This window comes from Nonomuraea turkmeniaca, assembly GCF_005889735.1.
In the GTDB taxonomy this organism is placed as follows: domain Bacteria; phylum Actinomycetota; class Actinomycetes; order Streptosporangiales; family Streptosporangiaceae; genus Nonomuraea; species Nonomuraea turkmeniaca.
In genome coordinates this window covers 1-12,486 of sequence record NZ_VCKY01000062.1, presented here as the reverse complement: position 1 = coordinate 12,486, position 12,486 = coordinate 1, and the positions used below count along the sequence as shown (strand labels likewise).

Genomic DNA, 12,486 nt, shown 5'->3' with positions numbered 1-12,486 from the left:
AGACCACTTCGCCCACCGGGCCGAAGCGCCGATCCTGTCCGGCACGGTCATTTGCGTCCAGGTGGAGCGGCTGCCCGGCGGACGACGTGCCGCCCTCAAGCCGGCCTGCCAGTAGGAGTGGAACGGCGAACCGGGCTTGGTGTCAGATTCGTTGACGCTGTAGATCCGACCAGGCCAGTCTTGCCCGCGGCACGATGTGGGCAAGGCCACCAAGCGCGTCGAGACGGTCACCGGACCAGGAAAGGTAAACGTCAAGCTAAGCGGGGAAGGACCCCCGCCAGCCCCTCACGGAACGCGATGGCCGCCGCCTCGGTGCGGGTGGCCGCGCCCAGTTTCGTCAGGATGTGGGAGACATGCACCCCCGCCGTACTCGGTGAGATGTGCAGCCGGGCGGCGATCTGCCGGTTGCTCAGGCCCTCGGCGATCAACCTGAGCACGTCACGCTCGCGCTCCGTGAGCCCACCCTGAGCCGATCGGGGTCGCCCGAGCAGGGCGATCTCGCGGGTGAGCGGCGCGGCGCCCAGGTCTTCGGCCAGCCACGCGGCTTCCCTGAGGCGGGCCGTTGACCCGGGCCGGTCGCCCGCCGCCAGCGCGGCTCGCGCGCCGTGGAACAGACTCAGCGCCAGCTCGTACGGCTGCCGCAGCTCCCGCCAGGCACCCGCGGCGTGGTCCCAGCCGTCGTCCTTGATAAGCGCGCGCAGCATGATCTGCCAAGCTCGGTCGAGCGGCCCGTCCACGCCGAGCGCCGTATCGGCCGCGGAGAGCTCGGCCTGTCGTTTCGCGACCCGCTGCCGTAGGTCCCTGCCGTCGCCGTGCGCGAGCCGGGCCCGCTGCGCCAATGCGCCGGCGACCAGGACCGGCCGGGCGTCGCTGCTGTAGATCCGGGTGAGCGCCGGGTCGGCCAGCGCCCGGTCCAGGAGCAGGTCTGCCCTCTCGTGGTTGCCCTGGGCGACGGCGAGCAGGCAGAGCAGCTGATAGCGGGGGAACAGGCCCCCGTTGCCGGTGTGCTCCACGGCCGCCGCGGCGTCGGCCGCCCTGGCCAAGTCTCCGCGCAGCAGCGACAGGTAGCCGGCGAGCACGCGCAGGGCCTGCCGCGGCAGCGGTGGCGGGTCCTCCTGGAGGCTCTCCTCCAGCACGGCGGCGGCCTCGTCCCACCGCCCGGCCAGGATCAGGCTGTGTCCGGCGAAGCGCGCGAGCTCGGCGCCCCGGCTGCGGCCCAGCCCGTACCGGCGGGCGTGGCGGATGCCGTCGCGGGCCGCCTCGATGCCGCGGTCGTGGTCACCGGCCTTGGTGTGCAGCGTCGCCTCGTACATCGGGACGGTCATGAGCAGGTCGTGGCCGTCGAGCCGATCGGCCAGCGTGCGGGCCTGCGCCAGCATCCCGAGGTCGCCCGTCATGGACCCGACGCCCAGCAGCCCACGGACCGTGACCGTGGCATCGCCGGTACGCCGACCGATGGCGAGCGCCTCCTCGAACGGCTCGCGAGCCCGGTCCACCTCCGGCAGCAGGCCCATGGCCAGCACGCCGAGCAGCCGCCCTCGCTGAACGCCGCCGGGGGTGGCGGGCACCAGTTCCAGGGCTCGTTCCCAGTCGGAGACGCCGGTCGCCTCCAGCCGGTGCCGCAGCCTGCCTCGATGTTCCAGCAGCTGGGCGGCCCGCTCGGGCTCGCGCCGCTCGTCCACGGCGGCCAGCCCGGCGCTGGCGTACTCGACCCCGCGAGCGTAGTCGCCGCTGAGCATGCACGCCTCGGCCGCGCCGGTCAGTACGTCGATCCTGTCGACGCCCAGCCGCGCCTGCGGGTCCCAGAGTTCGAGGACCTGGTCGAGCATGCGGACCTGCTCCTCGTAGGCGTAGGACCTGCGCGCCTGGCCCGCGGCCAGGTAAGCGGCGGACAAGGCCAGCCCGCGATCACCGGCGGCGTGGGCGTGTGCGGCCAGCTCCGCGTGGGCGCCGGAATCGCGCAGGGCCTCGGCGTAGCGCGCGTGCAGGCGCGCCCGCTCGCCGGGCAGCAGGTCCTCGTACACCGCCTGCCGGATCAGGGCATGGCGGAAGTCGTAGCCGTCCCCTGCGGTGACGAGCAGGCTGCGGTCGACGAGCTCGCGCAGCAGGGCATCCAGCCCGGTCCCGTCCTGCCCGGCCACCTGCGCCAGCAGCCGGTGGCCGACCCGGCCGCCCGCTGCCGAAGCGATGCGCAGCAGCTCGCGCGCCGGGCCGGGAAGCGACCGCGGGCCGTGCAGCAGCAGGTCGCGCAGGCTGTCCGGGGTCCGTTCACCGGCGTGGGCGAGCGCCTCGACGAACAGCGGGGTGCCGTCGCTGCGTTCGTGTACGCGGCGTACGGCGGCCGCGTCCGGCTCGGTGCCGAGGATCGCGGCCAGCTGCCGGCCCACGCCCTGCCGGTCCAGGCCAGGCAGCCGCAGCGTGGTGGTGCGCGGGCGGCGGGCCAGCTCGGACAGCAGCGGCCCGAGCAGTCCGTTGCCAGTTTCCGGCGGCCGGTAGGTGATCACCAGGAGCACACCGGCCTGGGTCAGGTTCCTGGCCAGGAAGCCGAGCAGCTCGCGGGTGGCGGCGTCGGCCCAGTGCAGGTCCTCGATCGAGACGACGAGCGGCTGGTTCGCGGCCACCCGCTCGACCAGCGTCAGGACCTCCTCGTACAGCAGATGCTTGCCGCCTTCCGCGTCGCCCGCCTCGCCGAGCTCGGGGAACCAGCGGGCCAGCTGGCGGTAGGGCCCCGGCAGCACCCCTTCGACCCGGATCAGCCTGCGCAGCACCGTCACGAACGGCGCGTACGGCAGGCCGTCGCTGCCCAGCTCCGCGCAGGCGCCCTCGACCACCCGCACGCCCCGGCCCAGCGACCGCGCGAACTCGGCGAGCAGCCGCGACTTGCCGATCCCGGCCTCCCCGGCCACCAGCACCACCGCCGGCCCCTGCCCGACAGCCGTGTCCAGGGCCGCCACCAGCGCCGACAACTCCTCGCCCCGGCCGACGAACACCGGGCTGACCACGCGCTCCGCCACCACGACGCCAGCATATAAATACACAGATCACCCGATGTGCGGTGCCTGTTTACCCGGCCATTCTCGAAGCATGACGGCGACCTACCCCCTGCGGACGATCCGCGCCGACGAGCTCGACGCGTGGGCTCGCATGATCACCACGACCTACGGCCAGGACTGGTACGAGGGCGGCCTGCGGAACGCCGCCGACTCCATCGAGCCCGGACGCACGATCGCCGCCTACGACGGCGAGGAGATCGTCGGCGGTGCGTCGATCTACGGCCGCGTCATGACGGTCCCCGGCGCGGTGACGCCCGTCGCCGGCATCACGCTCGTCGCGGTCCTGCCCACCCACCGGCGCCGCGGCATCCTCACCGCGATGATGCGCAAGCAGCTCACCGACCTGCACGAATCAGGCGGCGAGCCGATCGCCGCGCTCAACGCCGCCGAGGCCACGATCTATGGCCGCTTCGGGTACGGCGTCGCCAGCTGCGTGGCCGAGATCCAGGCGGACAAGAAGCTCCTGGCCCTGAGGCCCGGCACCGACCTCGGCGACGGGACGATCCGCCTGCTCGACCGCCGGCAGGCCCGGCCGCTGCTAGAGAAGGTCTACGACACCGCCCGCCGTACCGGGGTCGGCTGGGTGGACCGTACGGAGAAGTTCTGGGAGGCCCGGCTGGCCGACGGCGAACGCGCGCGCGACGGCGGGACGGCCCTGCGCTTCGCCGTCCACACCGAGCCCGGCGGCGAGGTCAGCGGCTACGTCTTCTACCGCTCCAAGCCGCGGCTGGTGCAGGTCATCGAGGTCGCGGCCACCACTAGGCAGTCCTACGCCGCCCTGTGGCGTTACCTCATCGACCTCGACGCTCACGCCGGCCTCACCTATGACGGCGCCGTCGACGAACCGCTGAAGCACCTGCTGACCGACCCGCGCGCGGCTCGCACCAGCGTGATCGACAACCTCTGGGTCCGCCTGGTGGACGTCGACCGCGCGCTGGCGGCACGCCGCTACTCGACTCCGCTGGACCTGGTCCTGGAGGTTCAGGACACGTTCTGCCCATGGAACGCGGGGCGCTACCACCTGTGGGCCGGCGACTCCGTCACCTGCGAACGCACCCAGGCCCGGCCGGGCCTGCGGCTGACCTCCGCCGAGCTGGGTGCGGCCTATCTGGGCGGCACCACCCTGGCGGCCCTGGCGGCCGCGGGCCGCGTCGAGGAACTGCGCCCCGGGGCGGTCACCGCCGCCTCGCTCGCCTTCCGTGGCGAGCGCGAGCCCTTCCACCCCTCGGGCTGGGCCTTCCCCGCCTTCTGACGGGCGCTTTGGAGACCAAGGACGTCGCCTGGCGGACTCCACTGGAGAGCCGGCGCTTCAGCGGCGCAGGACGCGGCGACGATCGCACCCACCGCGACCCTGGATGGAGCAGTGCTTCCGGGAAGGCGAGGGGCGTTGGACGTGCCGCGGCTTCGCCGCATCTGGAGCCGACTGCGGCAACCGTCGCGCAACGGCGCCGAGGTGGTGAGCCACGACGACCTGGTCCCCGGAACGTGCTGGTTCGGACGGCCGTCTCACCGGAGTCCTCATCACACCGGGCGCCGAAGCGGATCAGATCGGCATGAACATCATAATGTCCGGCCGGAAGCCGGAACCGCACACGAGGGAGACAAGTCACATGCGCACTCATCGCCTCGGTCGCAGCACGGTGGAGGTCACCGAACTGGGCTTCGGGGGCGGGCCGCTGGGCGGCCTATTCGAACCGGTGGACGACGACACCGCGGCGCAGGCACTGGCGGCCGCCTGGGACTCGGGAATCCGCTACTTCGACACCTCGCCGCACTACGGCATCGGGCACTCTGAGCGCCGCATCGGCGAGCTGCTGCGCAGCAAGCCGCGGGCAGAGTTCACGCTGTCGACGAAGGTCGGCCGGCTGCTGGTCCCGCAGGATCCGAACGGCCGGATGGACGAGGGCTTCGCCGTGCCGGCCACGCACCGCCGGGTTTGGGACTTCTCCCGCGACGGCATCCTGCGCAGCGTCGAGGACTCGCTGACCCGCATGGGCGTCGACCGGATCGACGTGCTGTATCTGCACGATGCCGAGGAGCACTTCGAGACTGCCCTGCGCGACGGCTACCCGGCACTGGCCGAGCTGCGCTCCCAGGGCGTGGTCGGCGCCGTCGGCGCGGGCATGTACCACCCCGGCAAGCTGACCCGCCTGGTGCGGGAGACCGACGCGGACGTGGTCATGCTGTCGGGCCGCTACACGCTGCTGGACCACACCGCCCTGGACGAACTGCTGCCCGCCTGCGCCGAACGCGGAGTCTCGGTCCTGGCCGCCTCCGTCTTCAACTCCGGTCTGCTGGCAACCGACCGGCCCGCCGAGGGGGCGCGGTTCGACTATGCACCCGCCGCCCCGGAGCTGCTGGAACGGGTCAACCGCATCGCGGATGTCTGCGAGGCGCACGGCGTGACCGTTCCCCAGGCCGCCATGGCCTTCCCGCTGCGCCACCCCGCGGTCGCGGGCATCGTGGTCGGTATGCGCTCGGCGCAGGAGGTGCGGCGCAATGCCACCGCGTTCTCAGCGCGCATCCCGGCCCGGTTGTGGTCTGATCTGCGCGACCGGCTCAAGACCTGGGCCGACTGGCAGGACCTCTCGGCGCAGGCTCACGGCACGCTCGATCAAGAAGATCGGTGACCCTCTGCTGGACCGCACCCTTCAACGTCACCAGAGTTTCCCTGCGCGGTGCGTCTGCAGGGCCGGCCTCCATCTGGAGGCGCAATCTGGCCCGGTCGGTGCTGCTCAGCGGTCGGCGAGGGGCCGGCCGGTGCGGTGGTGTCCTTCGCCGTCACGAACCTTCCGGCCGAATACGCGCGGCCGGTCGCGGGAGGCGCCGCCGTTTCCCGCCCGCTGCGCACCGAGTCGTGGGGCGAACTGGTGGTGCAGCTCACCGACCCCGCCGGCGCGCTCGTCCAGCTCACGCAATGGCTTCCGCCCAGCGGGCGGTGACGCCCGCCGTACACCGACAAGACGCGAGGAACCGTGCCGCCTGGTCGCCGTGAGTAACCCCGTCAACCGCATCAATCGCCACCATCAAGCAGCCCACGGGCTGAGGAGTAAGCAAGCAATGGCACACGGGACTGACAACCCCGCGCGAGTTTCGCATCACATGCATCGGCGGGAGTCCAAGGACTCCGCTGGACTCTTCCGCGTGGTCGGCGCATGAAGGGCCTGCAGGTACGGCTGGCGCACGTTGTGGGCAAGCGGCCACTCAGCCGTACCGACCATTGGTCGTTCCTGTTCTGCCAGATCGCGATCTACAGCCTGGTGGTCCTGGTCCTCACCGGAGCATTCCTGACCTTCTTCTACGACCCGGACACGACCCAGGTCATCTACCAGGGCGCCTACACTCCGCTGCGCGGCGTGCTGGTCAGCCAGGCTTTCGCCTCCACCTTGGAGGTCAGCCTGGAGGTACGCGGCGGTCTGCTGATGCGGCAGGTCCACCACTGGGCCACGCTGATCTTCATCGGCGCCGTGTGCGTGCACCTGCTGCGCCTGTTCTTCACCGGCGCCTTCCGGCGGCCACGCGGCCTGAACTGGCTGATCTGGGTCGCCCTGTTCATCCTGGGCATCGCCGCGGGCGTCACCGGCGGCATCCTGCCCGACGACATGCTCTCCGGTGGCAGCCTCAGCCTGATCCAGGGTGTCACCCAGTCCATCCCGCTCGTCGGCACCCACCTGACCGGCCTGCTGTTCGGCGGAGCCGTCCCCGGTGATCAGGTCATCCCGCTGTTCTACCGGCTGCACGTACTGCTCATCCCGGTGATCATGGTCGAGCTGCTCGTCGTCGGACGCTGGCTGCTGCGGCGGCACGGCCACAGCCACTACCCGGGCGCCACCCACATACCGCCGCTCAGCTCGCTGGCGTTGTTCTTCGCCACCTGCGGCATGCTCACTTTGCTGGGCACCGTCGGGCAGATCAACCCCATCTGGCTGTACGGCCCAGCCCGCCCTGGCACCACCGGCGCCGGAGCCGTACCCGACTGGTACATGGGCTTCCTCGACGGTGCCATCCGCATCATGCCCGCCTGGGAACCCATCGTCGCCGGTCGCCCGCTCACCCTGTCCGTTCTCATTCCCGCCCTGATGGTGCCGGGCGCCTTCTTCACCGTCCTGGCCGCCTATCCGCTCATCGAACGCTGGCTCACCGGCGACAGCCGGATCCACCACACCCTGGACCGGCCCCGTGAGGCCGCCGTCCGCACCGCCGCAGGCGCGGCCGGCATGACCTTCTACGGCCTGCTGTGGGCGGCGGCCGCCAATGACCAGCTCGCCCACCACTTCAACCTGTCCTTGTTCGCCGTCACCTGGTTCTTCCGCGTCGCGATCGTGGCCGGGCCGGTCGTGGTCTTCGAGCTCACCCGGCGCATCTGCCTGGCCCTGCAGGAACAAGACAGGCAGCAGCTCACGCACGGCATCGAGACCGGCGTCCTGCGCCGCTCGCCCCGCGGTGAGTACACCGAGGTCATCGCATCCCCCGCTCGGAAAGGTATCCATGCCAATCAACACTGACATCGAGATCCACGCGGTGAACGTCCTGGTCATCGGCTCCGGCGCGGCCGGATTGCGGGCGGCGATCGCCGCCGCCGAGGCGGGATGCGAGGTGCTCATCGTCGGCAAGCGCGCCAGGACGGACGCCCACACCGTCCTCGCCGCCGGCGGCATCAACGCCGTCCTGGGCACCCGGGACCCGCAGGACACCTGGGAACAACACTTCGCCGACACCTACAAGGAGGGCTACGGCCTCGGGGACCCGGCGATGATCGAGATCCTGGCCCGCGAGGCGCCCGAGGCGATCCGTGAGCTCGCCGACTGGGGCACCCCTTTCACCCGTCTCCCCGACGGCCGGCTGGACCAGCGCTTCTTCGGCGCGCACACCTATCGCCGCACCTGTTTCGCCGGTGACTGGACCGGCCGTGCCGTACTCGAGACTCTCGCGCGCAGGAGCGCGGGCATCGCGATGCGTGAGCGCTTCTACGTCTCCGGCCTGCTGCACGCCGACGGCGAGTGCTTCGGCGCCTTCGGCTTCGACCTGGACACCGGGACCAGGACCGCCATCTATGCCGACGCCGTGGTGCTGGCCGCGGGCGGGCACACCCGGTTGTGGCGGCGCAGTTCCTCACGCCGCGACGAGAACACCGGCGACGGCATGAGCCTGGCTCTGCGCGCGGGCTGCCGGCTGGCGGACCTGGAGCTGGTGCAGTTCCACCCCACCGGGATGGTCCATCCGGAAGAGGTGGCCGGCACCCTGGTCACCGAGGCGGTGCGCGGTGAGGGCGGACGGCTGTACAACGCGCTCGGCGAACGGTTCATGACCGCCTACGACCCCGAGCGCATGGAGTTGTCCACCCGTGACCGGGTCGCCCTGGCCTGCTACACCGAGATCACCGAGGGCCGCTCCGGACCGAACTGCGGGATTTTTCTCGATATTTCCCACCAGGACAAGGCTCTGATCTTGGAACGGCTGCCGCGCATGTACCGGCAGTTCCTCGAACACCAGCTCCTCGACATCTCCACCACCCCCATGGAGGTCGCGCCCACCGCGCACTACTCCATGGGCGGCGTGGTCGTCGATGCCGAGACCACCGCCACCGACCTGACCGGCCTGTACGCCGCCGGCGAGGTCACCGCGGGCCTGCACGGCGCCAACCGGCTCGGCGGTAACTCACTCACCGAGACCGTGGTCTTCGGCCGCCGCGCCGGCCAGGCGGCGGCCGCCTGGGCCAGGGACAGGACCACCATCAGCCGCCCCTCCGCCGTCGTCACCGCAGTCAACGAAGCGCTCCTCGGGCTGGTCAAGCGTGGCGGCGAGTTCGCCCGGCCGATCCAGCGCGACCTGCGCACCCTCATGTGGCAGCGCTGCGGCGTGGTCCGCGACGAGGACGGGCTGAAGCAAGCCCTGGCCGACATCGAGGCCCTGACCGAACGAGCGCGGGACGTGGACGTCTCGCCCACCGCCGAAGGCTACGAGGACCTCGCGCATCTGCTCGACCTGCGGGCGGCGCTGCTCGTGGCCGAGGCGACCGTCCTGGGGGCCATCGCCCGCCGGGAGACCCGAGGCTGTCACAACCGCAGCGACTATCCGGCCTTGGACGAGACGCTGACCAGAACGCTGGAAGTGTCCTCGACCGAGTCGGGACTCCGGCTCGCCAGCCGCGCCGTGCTCAAGCCCGCCCCGGAGCTCGCCCGCCTCGTGGAACGCACGGCCGACCTCGAATCCACCGGACGGCTGGTCGAGTGACGCGATCGTCACCGACCGGCCCCCGGCTCACACAAAGAGAAAGAAATTAAGGAGATCTCAACCATGATCCTGGTAACCGGTGCCACCGGAAACGTCGGTTCCCACGTCGTCCGCCAACTCCTGGAGGAGGGTGAGAAGGTCCGTGTCCTGACCCGCAACCCCAGCGGCCATGCCTTTGCGGACCAGGTCCAGGTCGTGACCGGCGACCTGACCCGGCCGGAGACCCTGCCTGAGGCACTGTCCGGCATCGAGCGGGCCTTCCTGTTCCCCGTCCTCCAGGGCATCGACGGATTCCTCGACGTGGCCAAGCGAGCCCGCCTGCGCCATGTCGTGATGCTGTCCTCGGTGTCGGTCACGTGGCCCGAGCCCGGCTGGGTCGGCGAGGTGCACCTGCGGCTCGAACGATCCGTCCAAGCGTCCGGGTTGGCGTGGACCTTCGTGCGGCCCGACGGGCTTCCGACCAACGACCTGGTCTGGGCGCCCCAGATCATCGAGGGCGATGTCGTGCGCGGCCGGTACGGCGAGGCCGCGACGGCCCCGGTCGACCCGCGCGACATCGCCGCGGTCGCCGTCCGCAGCCTCCTCGATGGGCGTGCCGGCGAGGGGTACTCGGTGACCGGACCGCAGTCGCTGACCCAGATCGACCGCCTGCGCATCATCGCGGAGACCCTCGGGCGGCCGTTGCGGTGGGAGGAGCAGTCCGAGGACTGGTTCCGGGACCAGATGGCCCGCCACGGCATGCCCGCTGCGGGGATCGACGATTACGTCGACGCGCTCACCGCGAGAGTCGGCAAGACCGCGGAGGTCCTGCCGACGGTCGAACAGGTCACCGGCCGACCGCCCTTCACCTACGCACAGTGGGTCGCCGACCACGCCGCCGCCTTCGGCGCAGCGCCGGCTTGACCGATAGGCGGCACCCGCCGGCCGCCGGGCGCGTCCCGAGGGACGCGCCCGGCAGCCAGGGACGCGGCTGGATCGCCGTTCGGCTCACCCCTTCGGAAAGGCTAAATCCTTCAGAACGACTCAATCCTTCAGGAAGAGAGAAGTACGGCGAAGACGTGGAAGACGAGGCGGCCGCCGGGGGTGGTGGTCCCAGGCGTTCGTGCCGGCTGGTGCAGCCGATCTCGCGCTTGCGCAGGTCACCCACCATGGTGATGAGGTCGTGAAGGCAGCGGCCGTAGCTGGGCCTGGCTCGGGCAGACTACTTCACGAGGGCGGCGGGCATCGACGTGCCGGCGGGAGCGGTGTGCGAGCTGGCGGACGGCCGCGGGGGCTCTTGCCGACGGCGTCGGCGATCTCGTCGTAGCCGATAGCGAAGGCCTCGCGCAGCACGAACACGGCGCGCTCGGTCGGCGACAGCGTCTCCAGGACGAGCATGAGCGCCATCGACATGCTCTCGGCGAGCTCGATGTCCTCGGCCACGTCCGGCGCGGTGAGCAGCGGCTCAGGCAGCCAGGGGCCGACGTAGGACTCCTTGCGGCGCTTCATGGCGCGCAGCCGGTCCAGGGCCCGCCGGATGGCGAGCCGGACCAGGTAGGCCCGCTGGTCCGGCACTGCGTCGAGATCGACGCCCGACCATCGCAGCCAGGTCTCCCGCAGAACATCTTCGGCATCGGCGGCCGAGCCGAGCATCTCGTAGGCGACGGTGAACAGCAGGTTGGGATGGACGACGAACGCCTCGGTGGTGCGGTCCGTCTGGTCGCTGCCCTTACGCATTGCCGGCCCTCCACGCTGATCTCGACGGCGCCTGCACACAAGACGCCGATCCCGCCGGCTTGTGTCAACCGCCGCTGGTGGCCTACATCACACCTCGGCAGTGTCACAGGAATCGGGCCGGAACCGCCACATGGTCGTAAGTACAACAACGTCAGGAGAGAACATGACCTCAGTATTGATCACTGGAGCGAACAAAGGCCTGGGCTACGAGACCGCGCGCAGGCTCGGAGAGCTGGGCTGGAGGGTCTTCCTCGGCTCACGCGACGAGGGCCGGGGAAGGGCCGCCGCGCAGAAGCTGGCCGCCGACGGCGCACACGTCATCATGGTCCCCTTGGACGTGACCTCGGAGGAGTCGGTGGCCGGGGCTGTGCGGCAAGTCCGGGAGCACACCGACCGGATCGACGTGCTGATCAACAACGCCGGCACGCCCGGCGGCGGTGTCAACCCGGCGGACGCGACGGCCAAGGACATCCACGCCGTCTACGACACCAACGTGTACGGGCCGGTCCGGGTCACGAACGCGTTCCTGCCGCTGTTGCAGGCGGCCGATAACCCGCGGGTGGTGATGGTCACAGGCGCCGGTGGGTCTATCGCGTTCGTGACCGACCCCGGGCAAGCCGTCTCGAAGATGTACGAACTCGCCTACACCTCGTCGAAGGCGGCACTGAACATGATCACCGTCCGATACGCTCAGGCGCTGCCGGCCATCAAGTTCAACGCCGTGACCCCCGGCGAGGTCGCCAACGGCAGGTTTCCCGCCACCGACATGAACCCCGTGGGCGTGTTGACGGTCACCGAGGGCAGTGATCCGATCATCGATCGCGCGACGCTCGCCTCTGACGGGCCAACCGGGACCTTCATCGACCGCCTCGGCCCCATCGCCTGGTAAAACATCCCAGAACGGAGAGACAGACGGGCAAAGGCTGGTTCGTCACAGGCTCCTGACCACCACCGCCAACCGCAAGGCGATCGACCGGATCCCCATCGAAACCCCGCGCACAGCGGCAGCTGTTCGGGGAGCAGCCCGATGACCTGTGGCTGTGGGTCGAGACCGGCGAGCGCTGGTAGGCCCAGAACCTGAACACGGCCACGGCCACGAAGGCCGACCAGCACGTGGCCGCGGTGAAGGCGTCCGCGGCAAGCAACACGGTCATCCTGGCGCTGGCCGATGAGCTGGCCGCGGGCACGATCGAGGCGGCGCCGACCAAGTCGGACCTGGAACTGGGCGTGCAGACCTTGGCCGACGCGCTGGCCCGGCAGGCGAACCCGTTCCCGGACGCGTCCCCGGCGCAGGTCCGCCACCCGCTGACGGCCGGCGACACCGATGAGACGTGGTGGCCGTGGCTGATGGGCCTGGTGGTGGGCAGGGTCGCCCCGGGCGAGTGGGACGTCGTGGTGATCGATGACCGTCTGGTGGAGGGGCTGGACGCCGGCGGGAACCCGGTCTACCCGGTCTGCCGCCGCGCGGCCGAGGCGATCCGCC

General features: G+C 70.9%; 9 protein-coding genes and 1 pseudogene. 8 read left to right on the top strand and 2 right to left on the bottom strand.

Annotated elements, in window-relative coordinates:
* Nucleotides 1-251: 251 nt before the first annotated feature.
* Nucleotides 252-3,017 carry a helix-turn-helix transcriptional regulator gene (locus tag ETD86_RS19720; RefSeq protein ID WP_170223165.1) on the bottom strand — a complete coding sequence of 922 codons (2,766 nt, stop codon included), beginning with the start codon at nucleotides 3,015-3,017 and terminating at the stop codon, nucleotides 252-254.
* Between the two features lie 67 nt (nucleotides 3,018-3,084).
* On the opposite strand from ETD86_RS19720, the gene ETD86_RS19715 reads away from it, so the two are divergent.
* From ETD86_RS19715 to ETD86_RS19695, 6 genes are all read left to right on the top strand, one after another.
* Nucleotides 3,085-4,305, top strand: coding sequence for a GNAT family N-acetyltransferase (locus ETD86_RS19715; protein WP_138667626.1), 1,221 nt, complete (start codon nucleotides 3,085-3,087; stop codon nucleotides 4,303-4,305).
* A 358-nt stretch (nucleotides 4,306-4,663) separates the two neighbouring features.
* Nucleotides 4,664-5,683 carry an aldo/keto reductase gene (locus ETD86_RS19710; RefSeq protein WP_138667625.1) on the top strand — a complete coding sequence of 340 codons (1,020 nt, stop codon included), beginning with the start codon at nucleotides 4,664-4,666 and terminating at the stop codon, nucleotides 5,681-5,683.
* A 138-nt stretch (nucleotides 5,684-5,821) separates the two neighbouring features.
* Complete coding sequence (locus tag ETD86_RS55260) at nucleotides 5,822-5,995, top strand: VOC family protein (RefSeq protein ID WP_164903668.1); 174 nt, start codon at nucleotides 5,822-5,824, stop codon at nucleotides 5,993-5,995.
* 213 nt (nucleotides 5,996-6,208) lie between these two features.
* Nucleotides 6,209-7,558 carry a cytochrome bc1 complex cytochrome b subunit gene (gene qcrB, locus ETD86_RS19705; RefSeq protein WP_138667624.1) on the top strand — a complete coding sequence of 450 codons (1,350 nt, stop codon included), beginning with the start codon at nucleotides 6,209-6,211 and terminating at the stop codon, nucleotides 7,556-7,558.
* Nucleotides 7,542-9,287 carry an L-aspartate oxidase gene (locus ETD86_RS19700; protein ID WP_138667623.1) on the top strand — a complete coding sequence of 582 codons (1,746 nt, stop codon included), beginning with the start codon at nucleotides 7,542-7,544 and terminating at the stop codon, nucleotides 9,285-9,287. Before qcrB ends, ETD86_RS19700 begins: the two co-directional genes overlap by 17 nt.
* Before the next feature lie 63 nt (nucleotides 9,288-9,350).
* Complete coding sequence (locus tag ETD86_RS19695) at nucleotides 9,351-10,190, top strand: NAD(P)H-binding protein (protein WP_138667622.1); 840 nt, start codon at nucleotides 9,351-9,353, stop codon at nucleotides 10,188-10,190.
* Between the two features lie 278 nt (nucleotides 10,191-10,468).
* Here ETD86_RS19695 and ETD86_RS19690 read toward each other — a convergent pair.
* Nucleotides 10,469-11,003 (bottom strand): annotated as a pseudogene (locus ETD86_RS19690) (sigma-70 family RNA polymerase sigma factor); the annotation flags it as partial.
* A 163-nt stretch (nucleotides 11,004-11,166) separates the two neighbouring features.
* Between ETD86_RS19690 and ETD86_RS19685 the strand changes: the two are divergent.
* Together ETD86_RS19685 and ETD86_RS19680 are read left to right on the top strand one after the other, a co-directional pair.
* Nucleotides 11,167-11,892, top strand: coding sequence for an SDR family NAD(P)-dependent oxidoreductase (locus ETD86_RS19685; protein ID WP_127933454.1), 726 nt, complete (start codon nucleotides 11,167-11,169; stop codon nucleotides 11,890-11,892).
* A gap of 224 nt (nucleotides 11,893-12,116) precedes the next feature.
* On the top strand, nucleotides 12,117-12,486 hold a 370-nt coding region (locus ETD86_RS19680), incomplete at its 3' end, for a hypothetical protein (protein WP_138667621.1).

Bases quoted from the DNA above. Each gene is read 5' to 3' on its own strand.
- ETD86_RS19710 (WP_138667625.1), top strand. From the start codon at position 4,664: ATGCGCACTCATCGCCTCGGTCGCAGCACGGTGGAGGTCACCGAACTG.
- qcrB (WP_138667624.1), top strand. From the start codon at position 6,209: ATGAAGGGCCTGCAGGTACGGCTGGCGCACGTTGTGGGCAAGCGGCCA.
- ETD86_RS19695 (WP_138667622.1), top strand. From the start codon at position 9,351: ATGATCCTGGTAACCGGTGCCACCGGAAACGTCGGTTCCCACGTCGTC.
- ETD86_RS19700 (WP_138667623.1), top strand. From the start codon at position 7,542: ATGCCAATCAACACTGACATCGAGATCCACGCGGTGAACGTCCTGGTC.
- ETD86_RS19715 (WP_138667626.1), top strand. From the start codon at position 3,085: ATGACGGCGACCTACCCCCTGCGGACGATCCGCGCCGACGAGCTCGAC.
- ETD86_RS19685 (WP_127933454.1), top strand. From the start codon at position 11,167: ATGACCTCAGTATTGATCACTGGAGCGAACAAAGGCCTGGGCTACGAG.